This window comes from Pseudomonas sp. JE3303 (assembly GCF_056312565.1).
Map to the genome: position 1 here is coordinate 30,357 of NZ_JBWGIF010000009.1, position 25,334 is coordinate 55,690.

Here is a 25,334-nt window from a genome sequence, read left to right on the forward strand (position 1 = left end):
GGGATGAGACATGAGTAACCAGGCCCGGCTGTTGCCGTCGTTGCTGGACCGACTGCTGGACGACCGTCCGCATCAGTCCGCGGAAGCGTCGTCGCAGCGCTCATGCTCGCTGGCCGAGTACAAGGCCAGCATCGTGCGCGACCTGGAGATCCTGGTGAACACCCGCCAGTCGCTGGTTGCCAACGAGCTGGAGGGCTTCCCCCAGCTCGGCGGCACCATCCTCGACTACGGCATGCCCGACTTCATCAGCAAGAGCGTGCTCGACCCGCAGGACCGCGGGCTGATCCAGCGCCAGCTGGAAAAGGCGATCACCACCGGCGACCGGCGTTTCCAACGGGTACGGGTGCAGTTGCTCGCGCAGCAGAACGGCCACCGCATGCTGACCTTCCGGGTGGATGCGGTACTACGCCTGCAAGACATCAGCCGCCACGTCTCATTCGATGCGGTGCTGCAGGTCAACACCCAGGAATACAAAGTGCAGAACCTGAACTGATGCTCGACGACCTGCTGCCCTACTACGAAAAGGAACTCTCGCACCTGCGCTTTCTCGGGCAGGAGTTTGCCGCCCAGTACCCGAAGATCGCCTCGCGGCTGCTGCTCGAGGGCGACAATTGCGAAGACCCGCACACCGAGCGCCTGATCGAAGCCTTCTCGTTCCTGTCGGCGCGGGTGCACAAGAAGCTCGATGACGAGTTTCCGGAAATCGTCGAGTCCTTTCTCGAAGTGCTCTACCCGCATTACCTGCGCCCGACCCCGTCGATGTCGATCGCCGAGTTCAACATGGGACGGCAGGAGAAAGTCACCGAGGCCTACCACGTGGCGCGCCATACCGAGATGAGCGCCAACGCCATCGACGGCGTGGCGTGCAAGTTCCGCACGTGCTACCCGGTTGAGCTGTGGCCGGTCGAGGTGCAGCAGGCTTCGTTCGTCGAGCTCGAACGCTCGGCCTTCAACGGCCACAGCGCCGACCTGGTGGCGCGCTTGCGCATTCGCCTGGGGGCGACCTCGGACGTACCGTTCGGCAGGCTGGAACTGGACCGGCTGCGGTTTTTCCTCGATGGCGAAAGCACGCTGATGCTGCAACTGTACGAGTTGCTGTTCAACAATCTGGCGAAAGCCACCCTCAGCTTCCAGGACGCCGGCCGCAACCGCGAAGTCGCGCTGCCGGCCGATGCGCTCAAGGCCGTAGGCTATGGCCGCGACGAGGGCCTGGTGGATTACTCGGAGCGCTCGTTCCTGGGCTATCGCCTGCTGCACGAGTACTTCACCTTCCCCGACAAGTTCATGTTCTTCGACCTCTCGGGCTTTGCGCGCATCCTGGCGGGCAAGGCGCTCGAGCAGGTGGAGATCAACTTCTACTTCAGCGACTACGACCTCAGCGAGCGCCTTGCGCGGCTGACCCAGAATATCGGGCGCAACAACTTCAAGCTCAACTGTACGCCGATCATCAACCTGTTCCGCCAGCAGGCCGAGCCGGTCAAGCTGACCCACACCCAGCACGAATACCCGGTCATTCCCGATACCCGCCTGCACAACGCCGCCGAGGTGGTGTCCATCGACCGCGTGCGGCGGGTCCGCAAGCTTGGCGGGATCGATGAGGTCAATACCTGCCACCCCTTCTTCGAGCCGCGTGGCGACCAGGGCCCGGGCAGCAGCTTCTGGATCGCCCGCCGCCACGCCACGCGCGATGGCACGGGCATGATGATCCGCGTGGTGGACCGCGACCTGGAACTGATCGATGGCAGCAGCGATACGCTCAGCATCAGCCTGACCTGCAGCAACCAGGACGTGCCGTTGATGCTGCCCTTCGGGGGTGAGCGGGGCGACCTCAACATTGCCTCCAACTCGGTGATCAAGACCATCCGCTGCCTGCGCAAACCCACCGCATCGGTGCGCGTGCCCTTGGGCAACGGGCTGATATGGCGGCTGATCTCGCACCTGTCGCTCAACCACATGTCGCTGGTGGCGCAGGGGCGCGAAGTACTGCTCGAACTGCTGTCGCTCTACAACTACCGCAACGTCTCGGCGATCCGCAAACAGATCAACGGCATCGTCGCGGTCGCCAGCGAGCCGGTGGTGGCGCGCATCGGCCATCCGCGTCCCAACTTCGTCCGCGGCGTGGGTATCACCCTGACCCTGGATGAAAGCCAGTACACCGGTAGCGGGGTGTTCCTGTTCGGCATGGTGCTGGACCACTTCTTTGGCCAGTACTGCTCGATGAACAGCTTTACCCAACTCACCCTGCGCACCCTCCAACGAGAGAAGAGAATCGTCCAATGGCCCGCACGAACCGGCGATCAGCCCCTGGTCTGATCGATCAGGCCCGAGTCGAGCCGTACCGATTCGAATTCTTTCAATTGGTGCGCTTGCTCCGCCTGCACTACAGCCGCACCGGCCGCATGGACCTTGCGACCCGGCCGCACGAAGACCCGCTGCGCTTTCGCTCGCAGCTGTCGCTGAACTTCCCTGCCAGTGAAGTCAGCGACCTGCATTTCGAGCGCGAAGGCAAGGTATCGCCCACTGGCCTGCCGCTGTCGGAAGTCCAGGTCACCTTCATGGGGCTGGTGGGGCCGTCCGGCGTATTGCCGCGCCCGTACACAGAGCTGCTGCTGGAGCGGCATGTCCAGTACCGGGACGATGCCGCCCATGCGTTCCTGGATATCTTCTCGCACCGCATGACCACGCTGTTCTACGAAGCGTGGCAAAAGTACAAGTTTCATATCGAGCATGAGCGCAACGGCACCTCGGGCTTCGACCGCTACCTGCTCAACCTGGTCGGCTTCGGGCCGCAGGCGCTGCAGCGCAAGTTCGAGGAGGGCCGCTCGCCGCTGCGGCGCGAGCTGTTCAGCTATTTTTCGGGCCTGTTCAGCCAGAAGCCGCGCAACGCGCTCAACCTCGAGGTGATGCTCGGCTTCTATTTCTCGCTGCCGTTCAAGGTCTGCCAGTTCGCCGGTCGCTGGCTCAAGCTCGATCCGGGCCAATGCACCCAGCTGGGCCGCAAGAACGCGCGCCTTGGGCAAAGCGCCGTGGCTGGCAACCGGGTCTGGGACTACCAGTCGTGCGTGCGCATCGAGCTGGGTCCGCTGGAGCTGGCCGATTACCAGCGCTTCCAGCCCGGCACCCAGGATTACCGCAAGCTGGTGGAACTGGTGCGCTTCTACATCGGCGCAGAACTGGACTTCCAGATCGCGCCACTGCTCAAGCCCGAGGCCGTGCCCAAGGCGCGACTGGGCCGCGACGGCAATGTCTCCCTGGGCTGGCTGGGCTGGCTCAAACGTCCTGGCAGCAACGCGGCACCGTCGCGTTGCGCCGTCTTCCATATACCTTTCGATGGGGTCGCCTTGTGAACCTGAAGTCTCTGTTCGCCAAGCTGAATGAAACCAGCCGCATGGCCACTGAAAGCGCGGCGGCCCTGTGTCTTTCCGAGCACCACTACGATGTGGAGGTCGAGCACTTGTTGCTGCAGCTGCTCGACAACAGCGACAACGACCTGCCGGGCATCCTGCGCCACTACGATGTGGTCGCCGAACGCCTGCAGGCGCAGCTGGTGACAGCGCTTGGCACCTTCAAGAAAGGCAACACGCGCACCCCGGCGCTGTCGCCGCATATCACCCGCATGATCGAGCAGGCCTGGGTGCTGGCCTCCATCGAATACGGCCAGGGGCAGGTCCGCACCGGCCACCTGCTGCAGGCGCTGCTCGACGATGCCGAACTGCGCCGCGTGGTGATCGCCTCGGCGCCCGAGCTTGAAAAGATCAACGCTGACCACCTGCGGCTCAACTTCGAAGCCCTGGTCGAAGGCAGCGTGGAATCCAGGCTCGCCACCGCCCTGGCCAGCCCTGCCGCGCCCGTGGGCTCGGCGGGCAAGGCCAATGGCAAGACCCCGGCCCTGGACCAGTACACCGTCAACCTCACCCAGAGCGCCCGCGAGGGCCGCATCGACCCGGTGCTGGGGCGCGAGTTCGAGGTGCGCCAGATGGTCGACATCCTCACTCGCCGCCGCCAGAACAACCCGATCCTGACCGGCGAAGCCGGGGTCGGCAAGACCGCCGTGGTCGAGGGCCTGGCACTGCGCATCGCCCAGGGCGACGTGCCGTCGGTGCTCAAGGATGTCGCGCTGCACACCCTCGACCTCGGCCTGCTGCAGGCGGGTGCCGGGGTCAAGGGTGAGTTCGAGAATCGTCTGAAGGCGGTGATCGAGGAGGTCAAGCGCAGCCTGCACCCGATCATCCTGTTCATCGATGAAGCCCATACCCTGATCGGCTCCGGCGGCCAGGCCGGGCAGAACGATGCGGCCAACCTGCTCAAGCCGGCGCTGGCGCGTGGCGAGCTGCGCACCATCGCCGCCACGACCTGGGCCGAGTACAAGAAGTACTTCGAGAAGGACGCCGCCCTGGCCCGCCGCTTCCAGGTGGTGAAGGTCGAGGAGCCGGACGAGGACAAGGCCATCCACATGCTGCGCGGGCTGCTGGGCAAGATGCGCGAGCACCACAAGGTCGCGGTGATGGACGAGGCGCTGGTCCAGGCCGTGCGCCTGTCCAACCGCTACATCACCGGACGCCAGCTGCCGGACAAGGCCGTCAGCGTACTCGACACCGCCTGTGCGCGCATTGCCCTGGGGCAGTCGTCGCAACCCGGCGCACTGGAAGACGCGCGCCGCCAGATCGAGAACCTGCAAGCCGAAGTCACCGTACTGGAGCACGAGTCCGGCAAGGGCCACGACCATGCGCGGCGCCTGGCCGAACTGCAGGATTCACTGCAGAGCGCGCAGCAGCTGGAGCAGCGCCTGGCACAGCAATGGCAGCAGGAGCTGGAGCTGGTGGAGCGCCTGAAGGCGCTGGACAGTGCCGCGGATGCCGATGCCCGCGAGCTGGCTGCCCTGCGTGAGGAGCTGACCCGCGTTCAAGGCGAGCAACCGCTGGTGCACGCGCTGGTCGACGCCGGCGCGATCGCCCAGGTGATCAGCGGCTGGACCGGTATCCCGCTGGGCAAGATGCTGCGCGACGAAATCGACACCGTGCAACGCCTGCCCGCCTTGCTGGGCGAGCGTGTGCTGGGCCAGGACCACGCCCTGCACGAGATCGGCAAGCGCATCAAGATCTCCCGCGCGCGCATGGAGGATCCGAACAAGCCCATCGGCGTGTTCCTGCTGCTCGGCCCAAGCGGCGTCGGCAAGACCGAGACCGCCCTGGCGCTGGCCGATACCTTGTATGGCGGCGAACGCAACCTGATCACCATCAATATGTCGGAGTACCAGGAGGCCCACACCGTGTCGAGCCTCAAGGGCTCGCCCCCCGGCTACGTCGGCTACGGCGAAGGCGGCGTGCTGACCGAGGCCGTGCGGCGCAAGCCCTACAGCGTGGTGTTGCTCGACGAGGTGGAAAAAGCCCACCCCGATGTGCTTGAACTGTTCTTCCAGGTGTTCGACAAGGGCGTGCTGGACGATGGCGAGGGACGCGAGATCAACTTCCGCAATACGGTGATCATCCTCACGTCCAACACCGGCACCGAGCACATCATGCAGCGCTGCCTGAACAACCAGGCCCCGCCCTCGCCCGCCGAAATCATCGAGGGTCTGCGCGAAGAACTGAACCAGGTCTTCAAGCCGGCGTTCCTGGGCCGCCTGAGCATCGTGCCGTTCTACCCGGTGCAGGACGAGATCCTCGAACGCATCGTGGCGCTCAAGCTCGCGCGCATCGCCAAGCGCTTCGCACGCAATCACCAGGCCGAACTGCGCTACGACGACGCGCTGGTCAAGGCCATTGCCGCGCGCTGCACCGAAGTCGACAGCGGCGCGCGCAACATCGACAACATCCTGTCCCAGACCTTGATGCCCGAGCTTTCCCAGCGTGTGCTCGAGCGCATGGCCCAGGACACGCCGATCGAGCGTCTGTCGATCGAGCTGGGCAGCGATGGCGACTTCGCCTATCGGCTGGCCTGAACGAGCAAAGGTAAACAGACATGGACTGCATACAGACAGGCAAGGCCCGCGCCTTCAAGCGCTTCACGGTAGCGGCGCTGCTGCTGGCGCTCGCCGGCTGCGGCGTCACCGACCGCATCGGCAAGCGCATGGACGACAGCTGGGCGGCCGACATGCTGGCCGACAGCGAGAAGGTCATCCTCACCTCCGACGGTGGCAACCAGCTCAACCCGGATGCCAGCGGCGCACCGTTGTCCGTGGTGATGCGGGTCTACCAGCTCACCAACCTGGAGCGCTTCGCCTCCACCGACGCCGACACGTTGTGGAACGACCCGGCCAAGGCGTTGGGCGACACCTTGGTGGAAAGCCGCGAAATCACCCTGCTGCCAGGACTCGGCCAGATCGACCAGTGGCCGCTGGGCAAAAGCGCACGCTATGTGGGCGTGGCAGCGTTTTTCCGCGAGGACGAAAGCGGCCGCTGGAAAGTCGCGTTCGATGCCGACTCGCTGCGCAAGGACGGCATCTGGTTCTCGTCCAACGGTTTGCGCGTGCTGGTCGACAACACCGACGTCACCGCCCTGCGCGGCGTCGATGTGCTGAACAAACCACCCACCGCCGCGCAACTGGCGGCGGCCGGGCAAAAAGCGGCTGATCCCAAGCGTCAGGCGCTGCTGGACAAGGTCGGGGACACGCTGGTGGAAAAAGCCACGGACGCCGCTGGCCAGTCGGCGCAGAACGCCGTGGATTCATCCTTCAACTCTTTAGTGGAAAGCGTCAGATGAGCAAGCAGAGCCGGGTGATGTGGTCGGAAGGCATGTTCCTGCTGCCCCAGCACTTCCAGTACCAGGATGAATTCCACCAGCACCAGCTGGCGCAGGCGACCCTGCGCGGCACCCCGTTCCATTGGGGCGTGCAGGAGCTGCAGGTGGACGAGGACGCCCTGGCCGCAGGTTCCCTGCAGCTCAAGCGGCTGAAGCTGGTGTTTCCTGACGGCAGCTTGTATGACGCGCCCCAGCACGACCCGCTGCCCGCCGCACGCGACCTCAAGGAGCTGCTCAGGCTCAACGACCTGAAGGTGTATGCCGCGCTGAAACTGCCCGAGCCGTTCGGCCTGAACTACGTCGAGGATGGGCAGGAGCACAAGAGCGCCAGGCGCTTTCGCAAACAGTTCGACACCTTGCCGGACCTCAACGAAGGCGACCTGGAAAACGAGATCACCAGCCTGCGCCTGAACGTGGTACTGCTGGTCGACGGCGACAATCTCGACGGCTTCAGCCATTGCCCGCTGGCCAAGCTGTCGCGCAACAGCATGGGCGGTTTCAACCTCGACCCGCACTATGCCCACCCGACCTTGCACCTGGGCAACCACGAGACGCTGATGGGCATCGGCAAGCGCCTGCTCGGCGCGCTGCATGCCAAGAGCAAGGCACTGTCGGGCCGCCGCCGCGAGCGCGCCGACCAGATCGCCGAATTCGGCTCCAGCGACGTGACACTGTTCTGGCTGCTCAACACGGTCAATCGCGCCTGCCCGCAGCTGGCCCACCTGCTGGCGCACCCGCGCCTGCATCCGGAGCGCCTTTACCTGTTCATGGCGGACCTCGCGGGAGGCCTGCTGACCTTCAGCCTGGACACCCAGCTCAGTGATATTCCCGAGTACGTGCACCACGACCCCGCCGCATCGCTGGTCACGCTGGACGAGATGATCCGGGTGATGCTGGACAACGTGGTGCCCAACCAGTGCGTCGTCATCAACCTGTCCCAGAGCAAGCCGTCGTACTGGCAGGGCCAGCTGCTGGACCCGCGCCTGAGCGAGGCGGACTTCTATCTCTCGGTGCAGGCCGACATGCCGGGTTCCAGCCTGTTGGAACTGGTGCCACGCGCTTTCAAGGTCGGCTCGCCGGAAGACATCGAGGTGGTGGTCAACAGTGCCATGCCCGGGGTCACGCTGAACCATTCGACGCGGTTGCCCAACGCCATTCCCGTACGCCTGGACAACCAGTACTTCGCCATCGAGCCGCACGGCCAGGTGTACGAGCGGATGATGACTGCCCAGACCATCTGCCTCTACGCGCCCAGCGCCTTTACCAACCTCAAGCTTGAACTGATGGCGGTGTTCAAATGACCGAAGCCGTAATGCAAGGCGCCACGTCGGCCGCCAGCGACAAACCGGGCCTGAAGGACCTGGTGCAGGACTTCATCAGCCTGGCGCTGATCGTGCGCAAGGGCCGTCAGGTGACCTCCATCAGCGCTTTTGAAAGCAGCGTCGACCGCTTCTTCGAGGACCTCGAACGCAACGCCCGCGCGGCCAACTACAGCGTCGAGCAGGTCAAGGACACCCAGTACGCCGTGTGCGCCTTCCTCGATGAAAGTGTGCTGCGCTCAGGTGACAATCCACTGCGCCGGCACTTCGAGCTGCAACCGCTGCAGTTCCGTTACTTTGGCGTGCACCTGGCCGGCCAGGGCTTCTTCGACAAGATCGACGCGCTGCGCGCCGACGTCAAAAAGAACCTCGACGTGCTGGAGGTCTATCACCTCTGCCTGGCACTGGGTTTCGAGGGCAAGTTCAGCCTGGGCCAGGCAGACCAGCTGCGCTACCTGGCGAACACCCTTGGCCAGGACATCGCCCGCTACCGCAAACCGCCCAAGACCCTGTCGCCCGACTGGGCGCTGCCAGACCAGGTGTCGCAGATGCTGCGCCACGAGGTGCCGGTGTGGGTGTACCTGGCGTTGATTGCGCTGGCCTGCCTGGCGGTATACCTCACGCTCGACTGGCTGCTGGACAAAGACGTCGCTGCGCTTTCCGAACACATCCGCAAGCTGTTCAGTGCCTGAGCACCGCCCAGGTAACCGAGTCAGGAAGACATGAAAACATTACTGCGTCTGTTGAAGAACTTCTGGTTTCTGGTGCCGCTGCTGTGGCTGCTGAGCCTGCTCGCCTGCTGGTTGCTGGCGCCACTGGTGCCGGGGCTGCGCGACCATGTGCGCGAAGCGCTGGCGATCGTCAGCGCCTGCTTCATGCTGGTCATCATCTTGCGCCAGTACCAGCGCATCCGTTCCGAGCACAACCTGGAAAACCTGCTCCAGCGCGAAGTCGACCGCTCGTGGAATGCCACCGGCGAGTTCCGTGACCAGCAGGTGCTGCGCGAGCGCCTGAAGCACGCCATCACCATGCTGCGCACCGACCGCTCGGCTGGCGGCGGCGGCTCGGCCGCGCTGTCGGACCTGCCCTGGTACCTGGTCATGGGCATGTCGGCGGCGGGCAAGACCTCGCTGCTGACCCATTCGGGCCTGTCGGCCAGCGTCGCCACCACCAGCGACAGCGAAAGCGGCACCCAGCACTGCGACTGGTATTTCAGCCCCGACGCCGTGATGATCGACACGGCTGGCCGTTACCTGGGAGACGACCAGTCCGCCAGCGACTTTGCGGACTTTCTGCGCCTGCTCCGCAAACAGCGCGGCGCGGCGGCAATCAACGGCCTGGTGCTGGTGGTCAGCCTGCCGGACCTGCTGTCGGCGACACACGAGGATCGCGAGGACCTCGCCGCCCGGCTGGTCTCGCGCGTCGAGGAATACACCGAGTGCCTGGACACCAGCCCGCCCATCTACCTGATGCTGAGCAAGACCGACCAGTTGCCTGGCTTCGACGAGGCCTTCCAGGGCCTGGACCTGCAAGAGCGCCAGCAGCCACTGGGCATGACCTTTGGCCTGTCGGAGATTCGCAGGGACGGCCTGCATGCGGTGCTCAATACGCGGCTTGGCAACCTGCAGCAACGCATCCGCCAGCATGTCGATGCGCAGATGATTGCACTGGGCTCGGATGCCAGCAGCACACTGCTGAACTTCCCCCAGTACTTTGCCGAGCTCACCAGCGTGCTCGAGCAGTTCCTCGACCACTTCGCCCGCGGCCACCAGGCCGGCGCTCCGCTGTTGCTGCGCGGCCTGTACTTCACCAGCGCGCTGCAGACCGACCAGCAGCTGGGCCAGATCTACGAAGATGACATTGCAGAATCCTTCGCGCTGCAGGCGGACGCCGAGGCGGAGCCGCTCACCGACGGCCACACGCGGCGCACCGGCCATCGCAGCTACTTCATCACCGATACCTTCCGCCGGGTGATCTTCCCGGACCGCGACCTGGCCTTGCACCAGTCGCGCCAGGGACGCTCGAGGTCGTTCAGCCCAGCGCTGATCGGCCTGGCAGCGCTGGCAGGCATGGCATTCATTGCCTGGCAGGGCGTTTCGTTCGCCAACAACCGACAGTGGCTGGCCGACTTGCGCGGGCAGTTGGCGGCGCTTGAGCAGTCGCCCGACCGCGAGCAGCAACTGGCCGCGGGCCAGGGCCTCGAGTTGCTGCGCCCACAGATGGAAACCGTGGAACGCCACCGCATCAATGGCGTGCCCCTGCACCTGAGCGCAGGACTGTACCGGGGCGAGGGCATTCATGAGGCCACCCAGGCAGCCTACGTGGACCAGCTGCGCACCCAGGTGCTGGAGCCGGTCACCCTGCGGCTGCAGACGCAGATGCGCGCCTTCGACGGCTTTGCCAGCGACATGAACCAGCAGCTGGAATTTGCCCCGGCCACCGCGGCCAATCCGCGCAAGGCCCGCCAGGCTCCGGCCAGGACCCGCTCCGGCGCGAGCGCGGCGCCCGTCAACCGGGCGACCGTCAGCGACGCTGCCGAGCTGTCCGCCACCACCGGCGGCCTGTCGCTTTCCGAAGAAATGCTCGGACGCCTGGACGAGCAGCAGGTCGCGTCGATCATCGAGGCCTACAACACCCTGAAGCTGTACCTGATGCTGACAGAACCCACCTCGCATCCGGATGCCGCGTTCGTCACGGCCACCCTGCCCCAGGCCTGGACCCTGGCCGTCAGCGAAAGCTCGCCGGCCGACAGCCGCGTGATCGAGCAGAACATGCCGCTCTACCTGCGGCTGCTCGACCAGGGACTTGCGCCATCGTTGCCGCGTAACGAGCAACTGATCAGCGAAGCCCGGCAGAACCTCAAGTCGTTCATGATCTCAAGCTCGCTGGTGGACCGCGAATACCTGCGCCTGCAACTGGAGTCGAGCCGTCAGTTTCCGGCCCTGGCCCTGAGTGACCTGGTGCCGATGCCTGGCCGTGCGCTGCTGTATGGCACCAAGGCGGTGCCGGCGCTCTACACCCGCCAGGGCTGGGATTCGTTCGTCAAGCCCGAGCTGGTCAAGCTGGTCGCCGGCAACCTCAGCAACGAGTCGGACTGGGTGCTCGATGGCGAAGGTGGCGATGCGTTCGTGCAGAAGGCCAACTTCATCCGCGAGTTCATGGCCCGCTACAAGCGCGACTACACCCAGGCCTGGTACGCGATGGTCAGTGGCGTGGGCGTGCGGCACTTCAGCGACCTGGCATCGGCCACCGAGCAGCTTGGGCTGCTCAGCGACGTGCAGAACTCGCCGGTGAAGAATCTGCTGGCGGCGGTCAACGACAACACCCAGTGGGACCTGCCGGTGATCCGCGATGTCCCGCGCCCGGGCGCCAGCCAGGATGACGGCTTGTGGAGCAAGGTCATGGGTCGGTCCGACGGCAAGGACGCCCTGCCCACCCAGGTGTCGTCCCCGTTGCCGGCAATCGATGACGGCAGCCTGGCCAAGCGCTTCGAGCCGGTGTCGCGGGTGTTCGCCCAGCACAACGCCGAAGGCGCTGACAGCACCATCATGGACCGCTACCTGGCAGCGCTGCGCAAGCTCAAGGTGCGCATGAACAACATCCAGCGCTCCCAGGACGTCGGCAAGGGCAGCAAGCAACTGATCAGCGAGACCCTCGAAGGCCAGCCGAGCGAAGTGACCAACGTGCGCAACTATGTCGAGTCCAGCGTCGACACCAGCCAGGACGGGCTGTCGCGCTCGCTGCAAGGGTTGTTCAGCCTGCCGATCCAGTACGCCTGGGAAACCCTGCGCGACCCGGCCGGCGAGCAGATCGCCAAGGCCTGGGCGCAGCAGATCGCCAAGCCGTGGGAGCAGGTCATGGCGCACCGCTACCCGATCTCCACCGACAGCCGCAACGAAGCGTCGGTCAAGGACTTGCAGCGATTCGTCGACCCCGAGAGCGGCCTGCTCCCGGCCTTCAAGCGCAACGAGATCGGTAATCTGTCTGGCGGCGAAGGATTGGGCATGGGCAGTGCCGGCAAGGCGCCAGCGCTGGTGAGCGCGGGCATGCTCAACAGCATCGACAAGGCCAGCTCTGTGGGCCAGGTGATCGCCAGCCTCTCGGACCGTGACAACGGCTTCGAGATCATGCTCGAACCCTCGGCGACCTTCACCGATATCGTCTTCACCCTTGATGGCCAGGAGCAGCACTACCGCAACGGCCGCAGCAGCTGGAGCCGTTTCTCGTGGCCTGGCACCAGCACCGCGCCCGGTGCGCGCCTGGACGTGATCACCCTGAGCGGCGAACGCGTGACCGTGTTCGACTTCCCAGGCCGATGGGGCCTGCTGCGGATGAACGAAAGCGCGCGGGTCGATGATCTCGACGGTATCCAGCAGCGCTTCAGCTGGAACACCGCCAATGGCCGTGTGAGCCTGGTGGTGCGCAACTTTGGCGGCGTGAAGCTGACCGACCTCGCCAACGTCAAGGCACTCAGCGCGCTCAATGGCGCGGGCAGGTCCGTTCAGTGATTGGTTGTTTCGGCAAGCTCCCGGCGAGCGCGGACTTCGTCAGCCTGCATGGCGCGGCGGAGGAAGTCTGCGAGTTCGACGCCTGGCTGCAGGCTTCGCTGGCGGCCATGCGCCACCGGCCGGACTGGCAGGCGCTGTTCGACCGGCTGCCGGTGTGCTTCTTCAGCTACCGGGCCCGCACTGGCAACTGGCTGCTGGGCGGCATGCTCAGCTCGCGCGATGCCAGCGATCGGCGCTACCCCTTCTATATCTTCCAGCTGATCAAAGGCCAGGAAGGCGAGCCGCTGGTCAATCCGTTCACCTTGGGCGAAGTGTTTTGCGCGCAGATCAAGCCCTTGCTCCACCAAGCGGTGCAAGGCGCCTGCAGCGCGGCGCTGTTCGAGCGCATCAACGGCTTGCGTGCGGTGCAAGGCCAGGACCTCGACCTGTTCCGCCGGGTGCACGCCAAGTTCCTGCATGACTTCAGCTTCGCTGATATCGCCAAGGCGCTCGCTGGCGCCTGGCCGGCGTTCGACAGCCACACGGCGCTGGCCAGGCTAGGCAGCGTGAGGCCCCTGCTGCACGGCGGTTGCGACACGGGCATCGAGCTGCCACTGCCCGCTGAGCGCGGCCTGAGAAACCCCACGGCTGACCTGTGGGTCACCTGGCTGACACGGATGGCGGGTGGTCACGGCGTGCCGCCCATCAGCCTGCTGGTAGACGACTTCATGCGTCCGACGCTCTATTGCTTCGCCTCGCGCCAGGCCGGCAACGCCTATCGCCTGCTGACGCGCTCGGCCGAAGCCGACCAGCGCCTGGCACTGCTGAGCAGTGAGGCATCGCCTGCGATTGCACGACTACACGATATAGACCGCTCTCTCGATCACGTCATGGACCACTTCGCCGACGCGCCGGATGCCCCGCTTGTATGAACAAGATCAAATATTACTGCCTGCGCTACCAACCCTACCTGCTGGGGGTGTGCTTCTTCCTGTCGATCTTCGTCGTCTGGGCGGTCGGCCGGGCCCTGGGGTATGCCTCCCTGGACAGCCTGCTGGTTGGCATCGGCCTGTTCGTGCTGTTGTCGGCCGGCTACGTACTGCTGCTTTACCGCGGCGCCTCGCAGCACCACAACCTTGAAGCGTTGCTGCGGGACGACGCCGACCAGGCGGTGCTCAACGCCACTCCGGCCGACCGCGAGGAGGTCAGCCTGCTGCGCCAGCGCCTCTTGCAGAGCATCGAACGGCTGCACAGCAACACGCCGCGTGGCACGCCTGCCAAGGATGTCCTGTATGCCCTGCCCTGGTACCTGGTCATCGGCCAGCCGGCGGCGGGCAAGAGCACCATGATCCAGCAATCGGGCCTGAACTTCCCCTATGCCGAGCGTGAAGGCGCGCGGGTGGCCGGCCTTGGCGGCACACGCAACTGCGACTGGTTCTTCAGCTCCGAGGCCGTGTTGCTCGACACTGCCGGACGCTACATGAACAGCCCCGAGGAAGCAGGCAAATGGCGTGGGTTCCTGCAGTTGCTGCGTCAGCATCGCCAACGCCGGCCACTCAATGGCTTGATCGTCAGCGTCAGCATCCACGACATCCTGCAGGCCGCGCCGGAAGACAGCGAGCGCGTGGCCAAGAGCCTGCGCGAGCGTATCCAGGAAAGCTGCGCACTGCTGGAAGTACGCCTGCCTATCTACCTGGTGTTCACCAAGTGCGACCTGATCCCGGGATTCACCTCGTTCTTTCGCCAGCTCGACGACAAAGCCCGCGGCGAAGTGGTCGGCAAGACGTTCGTGCACAACGGCTACGAGCAAGCCGACTGGGGGCAGCGCTTCGGCCAGGCGATGGACGAGCTGGCCGGCCATTGGCAACAGGTTGCAGGCCAGCACCTGGCGCTGCAGGACATCCAGGTAACCCGGCAGGACAACGCAGCCTATCGTTTTCCACTTGAGCTGACCGCGCTCAAGCCGCGCCTGCAGCAGTTCGTCGACAGCCTGCTGCGCGCCAACCCGTACCAGAACGCCGAGCTGCTGCGTGGCTTCTACTTCACCAGCGCGCTGGATGCCGACCAGGCGAACCTGGGGAGCCATGGCCAGTGGGTCACCGAACGCTTTGCCCTGGAGAAAGCGGCGGATGCCGGCGGCGGGCGGGGCCAGCCCACGCCCCTGTTCATCAACAGCCTGTTCCGCAAGGTGATCATCCCCGACCAGCACCTGGTCGCGGTGTACACCGTCAACCACCGTGAGCGCCGCCGCAAGGCCGCATGGATCGGCGGCGCCAGCGTTGCCGCAGCGTTGTTGTGCAGCCTGTGGGGCTGGTCGTACTACAACAACAGCCGCACCCTCACCCGCATCTCCTCCGAGCTGGTACAGGCCGCGGCCGAAGACCAGCGCGCCACGGACCAATATGCCGACTGGCGCAGCCTCGACCGCCTGCGTTTCTGGACCGCCCATTATTACCGGCATCACCACGGCGAGGGCGTGCCGCTGCGGCTGCGCTTTGGACTGTATCAAGGGTTCAAGGCCGAACCGCTGCTGCGCGCACGCTATTTCAGCGAACTGCAGGGCGTGATGCTCAAGCCGACCGGCGACAACCTCACCCGCACGCTGTACCTGCTGACGACGCTCAAGGTGTACCAGCGCAACACCCGCGAGCTGATGCCTGTGAAAGGGGTCGACAGCGTCGAGGCCGAAGCCCTGCCCCATGACAATCGCGCGAAGTCGATCGCCGACTTTGGCAAGGCGGCCCTGGACACCTACGTGATGCTCTCGCCCGCCCAGCGCGAGAAAGCCGACCCAGCCTTCCTGAAGGCAAGGATGCCGGACTACTGGTACCCGGCGATCGCTCGCCAGACCGGCAAGACCCTGGCCACGGCGGGCGGCGAGGCCGATGCTTCCCAGGATTACGTCTACGCCAGCCGCCAGATCGAGTTCTACAGCGACCAGATCCACGAGCCGGACGTGCCGCGCCTGCTCGACAACGCGTTCCTCACGTCGAGTACGCGCAACTACATCAATAGCCTGCTGACCCAGTCGCTGCGCTCGATCGAGACCATCACGCTGGAGTCGGACACGCTGTTCGCCTTCGGCCGCGCCGACTTCCAGAGCCTCAAGAGCGAAGGACAGACCCAGCTGAGCGCTATCGCAAGCAAGCTGCTCAATACACCGAACATCGGCAAGATCGTGATTTCCGGGCACGCCGACCAGTTGGGCGACCCGCAAGGCAACCTGCAGGTTTCACGGCAACGCGCACAGACCATCCGTACCTACCTGGTCGGTAAAGGCGTGCCCGCCGAGCTGGTGGCTGCCCAGGGCGAAGGCAGCCGCATGCCGTTGGTCAAGTGCGACATGCAGGCGCCCAGGGCCCAGCTGATCAAGTGCCTGGAGCCCAACCGCCGGGTCGAAATCGAAGTGCGCGGACTCAACTGAGCCTGCGCTGCAAAACCGGCCGCGCGGGCCTCACGGGATGAGGCCAGGGCGGCGGCAAGCTACCTCTGTTGATGTCTTCAGCGAGGTCAAAACAAGGGGTGCGTTGTGCGTCCCTTACATGATGGAAAGGAGAGTTTGAAATGGCATTTGACGCATATATCCAGATCGATGGCATCCCAGGTGAAGTGCTGGATGACAAGCACAAGGACTGGATCGAAGTGCTGGGTTACGAGTACGGCGCGACCCAGGCCACTTCGGCGACCGCCAGTTCGTCGGGCGGTGCTTCGTCCGAGCGCGTCGCGCTGAGCGACTTCAGCATCCGCAAGGCCGTCGACAAGGCTTCGGCCAAACTGTTCGAAGCCTGCTGCAAAGGCACCCACATCGCCAAGATCCAGCTGAACGTCAACCGCGCAGGCGGTGACAAGGTCACTTACCTGACCATCAACCTGGAAGAGGTTGTGGTGTCGTCGATCAAGGCGGTCGCCGGTGGCAACCAGGGTGGCGAAGACAAGGCGGTCGGCGACCTGCCGATCGAAGAAGTCAGCTTCAACTTCGCGCGTATCAAGACCACCTACACCCAGCAGAGCCGTGGCGACGGCCAGGGCGGCGGCAACGTCACCGGTGGCTGGGACCGCACGGCCAACAAAGTGTTTGCCTGAGTCCGCGTCTGACATGGGCCGCCGATGCGGCCCGTTTCCAGGTACCGCGCCCCGTTGGGGCGTGGTGCTTTCGTTTTCTGAACCGAGTGCTTTATGGCCGAATTTCTCCCTGACCTTTCGCTGGCCGAACTGACTGCGCCGATCGAGGGTGCGAGTGGCGAGGACCTGAGCTTCTCCCCCTTGTTCGACCAGATCAAGGAAGCACGTCGCGCCGACCCGGACTACCTTACCCAGGGCGACTGGCAGACCGATCTCAAGTCCGCCGACTGGGAACAGGTGATCAAGCTGTCCTCCCAGGGGCTGTCGCGGCAGAGCAAGGACTTGATGCTGGTGGCCTGGCTGAGCGAAGGGTTGGCGCAGCGTTACCATTTCGAAGGCATCACCTTTGGCCTGACCCTGGCGGAACGCATCCTGCAATCGTTCTGGGACAGTCTCTACCCGCTGCTCGAGGAAGGCCTGGACGAACGTGCCGCACGGCTCACCTGGCTCAAGAGTACCCTCACCGATATCGTCGGTGGCTTGCCCATTACCCAAGGGCAGCATTTCGGCGTGTTGCGTTACGACGAATCACGCCATGTGGAAAACCTGGCCTTGCAGAACCCCAAGGCGATGCAGACCGCGCTGGACGAAGGCAAGATCAACGCCGAGATCTTCCAGCGCTCGGTAGTGCTCAGCGACTCGGAGCACCTGCGCGAGAAGGCCGCGCAGATCGCCGGCAGCCTGCAGGCGTGCGGGCAGTTGCAACTGACCGCCGACCAGTTGTTCGGCCGCGAGGCGCCCAGCTTCGCAAGCTTGGCCGACATGCTCTCGCGCGCCAGTCAGCTCGCGGAAAAGCTGCTGAAGGACCGTGGGATCGACATCGCCCCTGCCCAGCCGGTAGCCGCGCAACCCGAGGCTGATGCCAGCCCCTCCCAAGCGCCTGGTGCCCCGGTGAATGACCTTGTCCAACCCGCTTCTCCGGCCCCGATGCGCACCACGCCGCTGACCCGTGACGAAGCGTTCACCCTGCTCGCGGGCGTGGCCCAGTACTTCAAGCAGACCGAGCCGCAGAGCCCCGTGCCATATCTGATCGAGCGAGCGATCAAGTGGGGCAACATGCCGCTGGAAGGCTGGCTGAGCGATGTGATCAAGGACAGTAATGTGGTGGATAACATCCGCGATGTTCTCGGGACGCGCGAAAAACGGTAGCCGCTAGCTTGTGCAGTGATGCCCTGTCCCTGCAACCGTCCTCCAAGCCGGTATAATTCGCGCTCTGGAGCAAAAGGTGCCGCCACATGTTCGACTGGGAAGACCTACGCTATTTCTCCGCCTTCGTTGCCGCAGGCTCTCTGTCGGCGGCCGCGAAAGCGCTGGGTGTCGACCACGCGACCATCGCGCGGCGGATCTCTTCGCTGGAGTCTTCCCTCAACCTCAAGCTCGTCGACCGTCGCCCAAGGGCGTACGCCCTCACCGATCAGGGCCGGCGGGTCGCGGAGTTTGCCGACCAGATGACCCTGTCGTCATTCGCGCTCGAGCACTTCGCAAGCTCAGGCCAGCAACACGTCGAGGGCGAAGTCGTGCTGTCGGCGCCCCCTGCCCTCCTGGGCAGCATGATCGCCCGGCGGCTGGCCGATCTCTACGCGCGCTACCCGCTGCTGCGCCTCAAGCTGGTGGGCAGCAAGTCGCGGGCGTCCCTGGCACGGCGCGAAGCCGATATCGCGATCAGCCTGTCGCGGCCGACCGAGCCTACGCTGGTGGCCAGCCTGCTGGGTCTGCTGGAGTACCGGCTGTACGCCTCCGCCGCCTACCTGCGTAGCCGCGATCAGCCGGTCTACATCGGCTATGACGAGTCCCAGGCAAAATCCCCTCAGCAGCGATGGCTGAACACCCAGGCCGGCGGACGTCCGTTCGCGCTGCAGAGCAACGACCTGCGGATCCAGGCCCAGGCCGCCGCGGGCGGTGTCGGTGTTGCCTGCCTCCCGGCGTTCATGGCGCAGGAGTACGGTCTGGAGCAAGCCGGCGAGCAGGACGAGTCGATGACCATCGAGATCTGGCTGGCAGTGCACGAAGATGTTCGGGACACACCGCGCATCAAAGCCGTGACTGACTTCTTGAACCGCAACGTGCGCCCTCTCCTGCGGTTGTGAATTTTTGCAGGACACGCCTGCATCGATACGGGATTTTCGCTCACCCGAATCAGCGCTAACCTTCTCCCACGATCAACGCGAGGAGATAGCGATGCAGTACGTCAAGCTGGGAACCACAGGCCTGGATGTCTCGAAACTGTGCCTGGGCTGCATGACCTTCGGCGAGCCGGATGCCGGTACCCATCCCTGGACGCTGGGCGAGGACGCCAGCCGCCCGATCATCCGCCATGCCGTCGAGCAGGGGATCAACTTCTTCGATACCGCCAACAGCTACTCGGCAGGCACCTCCGAGATCATCCTGGGCAAGCTGCTCAAGGAATTCACCCGCCGCGACGAAACGGTCATCGCCACCAAGGTCTATTTCCCTGCCAACATGTGGGAAGGTTCGACCAGGCCGAATGAACAAGGCCTCTCGCGCAAGGCGATCCTCTCCAGCATCGACGCCAGCCTGACCCGCCTGGGCGTGGACCATGTCGACCTGTACCAGATCCATCGCTGGGACTACAACACGCCTATCGAGGAAACCATGGAAGCCCTGCACGACGTGGTCAAGGCGGGCAAGGCGCGCTACATCGGCGCGTCATCGATGTACGCCTGGCAGTTCGCCAAGGCGCAGCATGTCGCCGCCACCCATGGCTGGAGCCGGTTCGTGTCCATGCAGAACTACCTCAACCTGATCTACCGTGAGGAAGAGCGCGAGATGATCCCGATGTGCATCGACCAGGGCGTCGGTTTGATGCCCTGGAGCCCGATGGCACGAGGCCGCCTGACCCGGCCGCACGGCGAGCAGACCGCGCGTACGCGCAGCGATGTTTCCGGCCAGTCGTTCTACGAGGGCACCGAGGCCGAAGACGGCCGAGTGATTGGCGTGGTCGAGCAGATCGCCAAGGAGCGCGGCGTGCCGATGGCGCAGGTCGCGCTGGCATGGGTGCTCGGCAAGCGTGGGGTTTCGTCGCCGATCGTGGGCGCATCGAAGGCCTCTCAGCTTGATGATGCCATTGCGTCGCTTGAGCTTACGCTCTCCGAGGATGAGACCGCGCGGCTCGAAGCGCTGTACGTGCCGCATGCGGTTGTCGGGTTCAAGTGACCAGCAGGTTGGCGAGGCAGCCAGAAGCTGCCTCGCGCCTGGCTCACAACTCCCGCTTCATATGCTTCTCGATCTGCTCCAGCGACTTCCCCTTCGTCTCCGGAAGGCACAGGAACACAAACGCCAGTGACCCCAGGTTGATCACCGCGAACACGAAGAACGTGGGGTTGCCCAATGACTCCACCGCGATCGGAAAACTGAACGCAACGGTTGCGTTGAACAGCCACTGCATCGAGACAGCAGTACCCGCCAGTATCCCCCGGGCCTGCATCGGGAACAGTTCGGACATCAGCAGCCAGTAGACCGGTGAAATGCACATCTGCATGAAGAACAGGAACACGAGGATGCAGGCCAGCGCGGTGTAGCTCTGGGTGAGGTTCTGGGGCATGAACTGCAGCACGCAACCCAGTGCGGCCTGCATGAGAATCACCGCCACCAGCCCTGTCATGAGAAGGTGCCGCCGGCCATAACGGCCGATGGCCCATATGCCCATGAGTGTTGCTACGACCGAAACCACCCCATTGCCGATGGTGGCGGTCAGCGCGGCATTGGTGCCCATGCCGGTGTTCTTGAGGATGAGGGGCGTGTAGTACATGAAGGCGTTGACGCCTGAGAATTGCGCGGTGAAGCCCAGGCCGATGCCGATCAACAGCAACTTGATGACCCACCCCTGGCGTAGCAGCTCCCTCTTCGAAGGACGGTTTCGGGCTTGCTCGTCCTGAGCCTTCATCTCTTCGATTTCGCGCTGCGCATCGGCCTTGGTGTCGCGCAACTGTTCCAGCACCTGTTGCGCTTCATCGAAGCGGCCCTTGGAGGCGAGCCAGCGTGGCGAGCCTGGCACGAAGAAGGTCCCGACGAGCAGCAGCACGCCTGGCACCATGGCGATTGCGAGCATGTAGCGCCAGATATCGGGTGTATGCAGCAACGCGGCCATGACGGCGCTCAGCGTATAGGCGAGCAATTGGCCACTGACGATCATCAGTTCATTGCGGCTGACCAGCCTGGCCCTGCGTGAAGCACCGGCGATTTCAGCGATGAACACGGGCACTGTCGCCGAGCCCCCGCCCACTGCGACCCCCAGCACGAACCGCGCGGCGACCATGAACGGAATCGAAGGCGCAATGGCGGTAGCCAAGGCGCCAACGATGAAGAGCACCGCCAGGACGCGTAGGGTGATCCGCCGACCGAAGCGGTCGGAGAGGTAGCCACTTGCAAGTGAGCCAAGCGCCGCGCCCACGATCAATGAAGCCGTGATCAAACCCTCGGTGAAGGCATTCAATCCCAGGCCGCCCTGGTCGGCCGGCAAGGTCATGAACGGCAACGCGCCTGCGATGATTCCCGTGTCATAGCCGAATGCAAGCGCGCCCATGGTGGCGACAAGAACAGAGATGAAGATGAGCCGGTTCGGGGAGGCGTGTTGTTCACGAGGTAGAGCGTTGGTTGAATAACCGGTATTCGAAGACATGAAGCCAAATCCGAAACGTGGAACTAGCGTTGTGCCAGTGCGCATAGGACTGTGTTAGGGGCGTGTCGGGCGCGGTAGTTCCGTTGGCAAGGTTGCAAACAGGCGAGAAAGATGGAGCGCTGGCGCTCTAAATAAAATAGCCCCGCTGCGGCGGGGCTATGGGAGTGTCGACGCCTGGCTTGTTACTTGGCCAGCCAAGACTCGACTTCGCCTGCGCCGTATTCGGCTTTCCAGGCTTTGAGCAACTTGTGATTGCCGCCCTTGGTCTCGATCTGTTCACCGTTGTGCGGGTTCTTGTAAACCTTCACGTCACGGGCCTTGCGCGTAGCCTTCTGTGGGGCGGCGGCGGCCGGAGCACGACGGCCTGCCTGCGGATCCAGGATATTGACGATCTCGCGCAGGCTAAAGCCATACTTTTCCAGCAATGCGCGCAGTTTGGTCTCGAATTCGATTTCAGCCTTGAGTTCGGAGCTGCCCTTCATCACCTCGAGCTCAGCAAGCTGGGCCGCGAGTTTCTGCTCTAGTTGACGGAATTCTGCCAAACGCGACATAGATAATTTCCTTTAGTTCGAGAGGGACAAATACACAGTAGCAGCAGGGTAATGGATCTGTCGTGGGTTGTCTCAGCTTAATTGTTCGAGATTATTGAATCCCTTTCGTTCAACTGCAGTAGCTACAGCTTAGCCAGGCACCGGTATACTGCCCGCCCCACATCAAGATACCGCGTCGCCATGATCAAACTGCTGTCTGCCCTACTTCTCGCCTTATCCATAACCACACCCGCCCACGCAACTCCCCCGTCGACCTTCACCGAAGCCAAGACCGTTGCCAAACAGAAGATCTACCTCGACCAGGCAAACAGTGCCATGGGCGAACTCTACTGTGGTTGCAAGTGGACCTGGGTCGGAAAATCCGGGGGCCGGGTAGACCCCAAGTCCTGCGGTTATCAGACAAGAAGCCAGCAAACCCGCGCCGACCGCACCGAGTGGGAACATATCGTCCCGGCCTGGACATTCGGTCACCAGCGACAATGCTGGAACAACGGTGGCCGCAAGCACTGTGTCGATGACGACCCGGTCTTCCGCGCCATGGAAGCCGATCTTTTCAACCTCTATCCGTCCGTGGGCGAAGTAAACGGCGACCGCAGCAACTTCAACTACGGCATGGTCTCTGGCGTTGCTCCGCAGTACGGCCAGTGCAAGACCCGCGTCGACTTCCAGCAACGCGCCGCCGAACCCCGTGACGAGGTCAAGGGACTGGTCGCCCGCACGACGTTCTACATGTTCGACCGGTACAAGTTGAACATGTCACGCCAGCAACAACAGCTGCTCATGGCCTGGGACAAACAGCACCCGGTAAGCACCTGGGAGAAGGAGCGCGATCGTCGTATCGCCGCGATCATGGGCCACTCCAACCCCTTCGTGACCGGCGAGCGCAGCTGGACATCCGGCTACAAGCCCACGGGCGAAGGCGTGGTCAGCGCCGTGCCGGCGAAAAGTCCGAAGCCTGCAGCGCAGCAGACCGTGGCCAGCACCTCGGCGGGCGGCGCGATCATCGGCAACAGCAACAGTCACCTGTATCACCTGCCCGTCGGATGCCCCAGCTACGGCAAGGTGTCGGCGAAGAACCAGGTGATGTTCCACTCCGAAGCGGCGGCGCAAGCGGCGGGGTATCGCAAGGCGGGCAACTGCAAGTAAAGAACTTCCGGTAAACACCGCCCTGGTGCCATTACGACGTGCCAGGGCGCGCAACACCACCGCCACAGACTGCAGTGCGCCAGCGATCAAAAGGAGCGCGTGCCATCACTGTATCTGGGAATGATTAACAAGTAAGATCGCGGCGCATTCATCCCATTTCCCCTTGCTCAGGTCGTCAATCGATGCGCCGCACGATCGTTTCGCTGTGCCTGCTACACGCCGCCCCTCTCTCCGCTTGGGCATCGACACCACCCCCGGACAGCTCGAATATCCAGCTCGACGCTGTGAACATCAGCGCGGACGCCGGCAACCTCGAGCGCGCTGATGGCCCGGTCATCGGCTACCGGGCCAGCCGCTCGGCAAGCGCCACCCGCACCGACACGGCGCTGCATGAAACGCCGCAGTCGATCAGCGTGGTGCCCAAGGATGTACTGGAAGACACCGCCGCTACCCGTCTGCAGGATGCGCTGGACTACGCGGGCGGCGTCGGACGCGCGAACAACTTTGGCGGCCAGGGCCTGACCACCTTCACCGTGCGCGGCTTCACCACGGGCGAGTTCTACCGAAATGGTTTCCCGATCAACCGCGGCTACCCGAACGCGCCCGACGCCAACACCGTCGAGCGGCTGGAAGTGCTGCGCGGCCCGGCTACGAGCCTGTATGGCCGGGGCGATCCTGGCGGCACCTTCAATGTGGTCAGCAAGCAGCCACTGGCCGAGAACAGAGTCACCCTCGGCAGTCAGCTGGACGACCAGGGCATGCACCGCGCGACGCTGGACGCCACCGGCCCGCTCAGCGAAGACGGTCGCCTGGCGTACCGGCTGAACGTGCTGGGCGAGGGCGGCGAGAGCTTTCGCGATGACGTGCAGACCGAACGCTACGACGTCGCGCCGGTGCTCTCCTGGCAGATGAACGACGATACCCGGATCGTCTTCGAGGGTGATTTCATGCGCAACAACCACCCCCTGGACCGCGGCCTGACGCGGTACCCGGCGCAGCGCGGCAGCGCCTCGCGCGACACCAACATCTGGGAAAAGGGCAGCGACAACCTGCTGCACAATGACAACGACATGGCGCAACTGCGCTTCGAGCATTTCCTCAACGACAACTGGACCCTGGCGGGCGGCATGCAGTGGCTCGACGGGACGCTCGCAGGCAACGCGGTGGAAGCCAACGGCCTCCAAGCCGACGGACGCACCCTGGGGCGCAACTTCAATTACCGCAAGCTGGAGTGGACCGACCGCGACTACCAGCTCAACCTCACCGGCCACTTCGATACCGGCGGTTTCAGTCATACGCTGCTGACCGGCATCGAATACGAGGACTACGACTACCAGTCGATCATCCAGCGCTCGGCGGCGGGCAATGGCGCCTACCCGATCGACCTTTTCGACCCCGTGCCTGGCCAGCCCCGCCCTGCCCTCACGCGTACCACAACCCACGACCAGGAAAACCTCAAGACCTGGGCGGCCTTCGTACAGGACCAAGTGGCCCTGACCGACCGGTTGAAGGCCCTGGCCGGGGTGCGGTTCGAGCGTTTCGAGCATGACTATGACGACAGGCTCAACAACCAGCGTGACTTTGCCACGGCCGAAAATGCCGTCACTCCGCGGTTCGGCCTGATCTACGACCTGACCGATACGCTCGCGGTGTATGCCAACACCGCTCGCTCATTCAAGCCCAACAGTGGTGCCAGCCAGCAAGGCGGCGGCTTTGACCCGGAGAAAGGCAAGTCGTACGAGCTGGGCGTCAAGTGGGAGGCGCTCGACCGCCAGCTGAGTATCGACGCCGCGATCTACCACATCGTCAAGGAGAACGTACTTGCCCGCGACCCGAACGACCCCTCCGGCACCTTCAGCATTGCCGCTGGCGAGGTCCGCAGTCGCGGCCTGGACGTCAACATTGCCGGCAACCTCACCCCCGAATGGCGGATGATCGGTGGCTACGCCTACGTCGATGCCGAGGTGACCAAGGACAGCAGCCTGCCCACCGGCACCCGCTTGGCCAACATCCCGCGCAACAGCTTCAGCCTGCTCAACACCTATGAGTTCCAGGACGGTCCGGCCAAGGGCCTGGGCCTGGGCGTCGGCATCAAGTACGTGGACGACCGTGCCGGGCAGACCGCCGCGCAGACCTACACCATGGAGCAATACACCGTGGTCGACCTGCTGAGCTTCTACCAGCTCAATGAGCATGTGCGGCTGAACCTGGATGTGAAGAATGTGTTCGACAAGGGCTACGACGAAGGGGCTTTCAATACCTACGTCTATCCCGGGGCGCCACGCACCGTGCAGGCGGGAATTGCCTACACCTTCTGATGCGTCAGGGC

At 64.2% G+C, this 25,334-nt stretch carries 18 protein-coding genes; 16 read left to right on the plus strand and 2 right to left on the minus strand.

The annotated features are described in order from the left end of the window. Window positions 1-10: 10 nt before the first annotated feature. From tssE to AC0ZZU_RS14155, 14 genes are all read left to right on the plus strand, one after another. Window positions 11-493 (plus strand): type VI secretion system baseplate subunit TssE, encoded by a 483-nt coding sequence (tssE, locus tag AC0ZZU_RS14090; protein ID WP_476341494.1) that lies wholly within the window; start codon window positions 11-13, stop codon window positions 491-493. Further along, window positions 493-2,313 carry a type VI secretion system baseplate subunit TssF gene (tssF, locus tag AC0ZZU_RS14095; RefSeq protein ID WP_476341496.1) on the plus strand — a complete coding sequence of 607 codons (1,821 nt, stop codon included), beginning with the start codon at window positions 493-495 and terminating at the stop codon, window positions 2,311-2,313. The genes tssE and tssF overlap by 1 nt, the downstream gene beginning before the upstream one ends. After that, on the plus strand, window positions 2,277-3,347 hold the full coding sequence (tssG, locus tag AC0ZZU_RS14100) for a type VI secretion system baseplate subunit TssG (protein WP_476341498.1): 1,071 nt from the start codon (window positions 2,277-2,279) through the stop codon (window positions 3,345-3,347). Before tssF ends, tssG begins: the two co-directional genes overlap by 37 nt. Further along, the gene (tssH, locus tag AC0ZZU_RS14105; protein ID WP_476341500.1) at window positions 3,344-5,941 is read left to right on the plus strand and encodes a type VI secretion system ATPase TssH; all 2,598 of its coding nucleotides are present in this window, start codon (window positions 3,344-3,346) and stop codon (window positions 5,939-5,941) included. The genes tssG and tssH overlap by 4 nt, the downstream gene beginning before the upstream one ends. Before the next feature lie 20 nt (window positions 5,942-5,961). Continuing rightward, the gene (tssJ, locus tag AC0ZZU_RS14110; RefSeq protein WP_476341502.1) at window positions 5,962-6,702 is read left to right on the plus strand and encodes a type VI secretion system lipoprotein TssJ; all 741 of its coding nucleotides are present in this window, start codon (window positions 5,962-5,964) and stop codon (window positions 6,700-6,702) included. Further along, entirely contained in the window at window positions 6,699-8,042 is a 1,344-nt protein-coding gene (gene tssK / locus AC0ZZU_RS14115) for a type VI secretion system baseplate subunit TssK (protein ID WP_476341504.1), read from the plus strand. The genes tssJ and tssK overlap by 4 nt, the downstream gene beginning before the upstream one ends. Next, the gene (gene icmH / locus AC0ZZU_RS14120) at window positions 8,039-8,752 is read left to right on the plus strand and encodes a type IVB secretion system protein IcmH/DotU (RefSeq protein WP_476341506.1); all 714 of its coding nucleotides are present in this window, start codon (window positions 8,039-8,041) and stop codon (window positions 8,750-8,752) included. The genes tssK and icmH overlap by 4 nt, the downstream gene beginning before the upstream one ends. Before the next feature lie 30 nt (window positions 8,753-8,782). Beyond that, complete coding sequence (locus AC0ZZU_RS14125; RefSeq protein WP_476341507.1) at window positions 8,783-12,568, plus strand: type VI secretion protein IcmF/TssM N-terminal domain-containing protein; 3,786 nt, start codon at window positions 8,783-8,785, stop codon at window positions 12,566-12,568. Continuing rightward, a complete protein-coding gene (gene tagF / locus AC0ZZU_RS14130; protein ID WP_476341509.1) occupies window positions 12,565-13,479 on the plus strand; it encodes a type VI secretion system-associated protein TagF in 915 nt (304 codons plus the stop codon). Before AC0ZZU_RS14125 ends, tagF begins: the two co-directional genes overlap by 4 nt. Then, a complete protein-coding gene (gene tssM / locus AC0ZZU_RS14135) occupies window positions 13,476-15,971 on the plus strand; it encodes a type VI secretion system membrane subunit TssM (protein WP_476341511.1) in 2,496 nt (831 codons plus the stop codon). Before tagF ends, tssM begins: the two co-directional genes overlap by 4 nt. A 140-nt stretch (window positions 15,972-16,111) precedes the next feature. Beyond that, entirely contained in the window at window positions 16,112-16,630 is a 519-nt protein-coding gene (locus AC0ZZU_RS14140) for an Hcp family type VI secretion system effector (protein WP_476341513.1), read from the plus strand. 93 nt (window positions 16,631-16,723) lie between these two features. Further along, window positions 16,724-17,818, plus strand: coding sequence for a type VI secretion system protein TssA (gene tssA / locus AC0ZZU_RS14145; protein WP_476341515.1), 1,095 nt, complete (start codon window positions 16,724-16,726; stop codon window positions 17,816-17,818). An 86-nt stretch (window positions 17,819-17,904) separates the two neighbouring features. Then, window positions 17,905-18,756: a LysR family transcriptional regulator gene (locus AC0ZZU_RS14150; RefSeq protein ID WP_476341516.1), complete on the plus strand. Its 852-nt coding sequence runs from the start codon at window positions 17,905-17,907 to the stop codon at window positions 18,754-18,756. Between the two features lie 91 nt (window positions 18,757-18,847). Then, window positions 18,848-19,843 (plus strand): aldo/keto reductase, encoded by a 996-nt coding sequence (locus AC0ZZU_RS14155; protein ID WP_476341518.1) that lies wholly within the window; start codon window positions 18,848-18,850, stop codon window positions 19,841-19,843. Window positions 19,844-19,886: 43 nt separating this feature from the next. Here AC0ZZU_RS14155 and AC0ZZU_RS14160 read toward each other — a convergent pair whose 3' ends face one another. Further along, complete coding sequence (locus AC0ZZU_RS14160; RefSeq protein WP_476341520.1) at window positions 19,887-21,308, minus strand: sugar porter family MFS transporter; 1,422 nt, start codon at window positions 21,306-21,308, stop codon at window positions 19,887-19,889. Between the two features lie 182 nt (window positions 21,309-21,490). Further along, window positions 21,491-21,859, minus strand: a complete 369-nt coding sequence (locus AC0ZZU_RS14165; protein WP_158460264.1) for a histone-like nucleoid-structuring protein, MvaT/MvaU family — start codon at window positions 21,857-21,859, stop codon at window positions 21,491-21,493. Between the two features lie 180 nt (window positions 21,860-22,039). Here AC0ZZU_RS14165 and AC0ZZU_RS14170 point away from each other — a divergent pair, with 180 nt between their 5' ends. Beyond that, window positions 22,040-23,005 (plus strand): endonuclease, encoded by a 966-nt coding sequence (locus AC0ZZU_RS14170; protein WP_476341523.1) that lies wholly within the window; start codon window positions 22,040-22,042, stop codon window positions 23,003-23,005. A 182-nt stretch (window positions 23,006-23,187) separates the two neighbouring features. Beyond that, the gene (locus AC0ZZU_RS14175; protein ID WP_476341525.1) at window positions 23,188-25,323 is read left to right on the plus strand and encodes a TonB-dependent siderophore receptor; all 2,136 of its coding nucleotides are present in this window, start codon (window positions 23,188-23,190) and stop codon (window positions 25,321-25,323) included. The last annotated feature ends 11 nt before the right edge of the window (window positions 25,324-25,334 follow it).

What these genes read in the sequence shown, in the direction of transcription:
- AC0ZZU_RS14150 (WP_476341516.1), top strand. Translation starts at nt 17,905, where the DNA reads ATGTTCGACTGGGAAGACCTACGCTATTTCTCCGCCTTCGTTGCCGCA.
- AC0ZZU_RS14160 (WP_476341520.1), bottom strand. Translation starts at nt 21,308, where the DNA reads ATGTCTTCGAATACCGGTTATTCAACCAACGCTCTACCTCGTGAACAA.
- AC0ZZU_RS14175 (WP_476341525.1), top strand. Translation starts at nt 23,188, where the DNA reads ATGCGCCGCACGATCGTTTCGCTGTGCCTGCTACACGCCGCCCCTCTC.
- tssA (WP_476341515.1), top strand. Translation starts at nt 16,724, where the DNA reads ATGGCCGAATTTCTCCCTGACCTTTCGCTGGCCGAACTGACTGCGCCG.
- tssF (WP_476341496.1), top strand. Translation starts at nt 493, where the DNA reads ATGCTCGACGACCTGCTGCCCTACTACGAAAAGGAACTCTCGCACCTG.
- tssK (WP_476341504.1), top strand. Translation starts at nt 6,699, where the DNA reads ATGAGCAAGCAGAGCCGGGTGATGTGGTCGGAAGGCATGTTCCTGCTG.
- tssG (WP_476341498.1), top strand. Translation starts at nt 2,277, where the DNA reads ATGGCCCGCACGAACCGGCGATCAGCCCCTGGTCTGATCGATCAGGCC.
- tssJ (WP_476341502.1), top strand. Translation starts at nt 5,962, where the DNA reads ATGGACTGCATACAGACAGGCAAGGCCCGCGCCTTCAAGCGCTTCACG.
- AC0ZZU_RS14140 (WP_476341513.1), top strand. Translation starts at nt 16,112, where the DNA reads ATGGCATTTGACGCATATATCCAGATCGATGGCATCCCAGGTGAAGTG.
- AC0ZZU_RS14155 (WP_476341518.1), top strand. Translation starts at nt 18,848, where the DNA reads ATGCAGTACGTCAAGCTGGGAACCACAGGCCTGGATGTCTCGAAACTG.
- AC0ZZU_RS14165 (WP_158460264.1), bottom strand. Translation starts at nt 21,859, where the DNA reads ATGTCGCGTTTGGCAGAATTCCGTCAACTAGAGCAGAAACTCGCGGCC.
- tssE (WP_476341494.1), top strand. Translation starts at nt 11, where the DNA reads ATGAGTAACCAGGCCCGGCTGTTGCCGTCGTTGCTGGACCGACTGCTG.
- AC0ZZU_RS14170 (WP_476341523.1), top strand. Translation starts at nt 22,040, where the DNA reads ATGATCAAACTGCTGTCTGCCCTACTTCTCGCCTTATCCATAACCACA.
- AC0ZZU_RS14125 (WP_476341507.1), top strand. Translation starts at nt 8,783, where the DNA reads ATGAAAACATTACTGCGTCTGTTGAAGAACTTCTGGTTTCTGGTGCCG.
- icmH (WP_476341506.1), top strand. Translation starts at nt 8,039, where the DNA reads ATGACCGAAGCCGTAATGCAAGGCGCCACGTCGGCCGCCAGCGACAAA.
- tssM (WP_476341511.1), top strand. Translation starts at nt 13,476, where the DNA reads ATGAACAAGATCAAATATTACTGCCTGCGCTACCAACCCTACCTGCTG.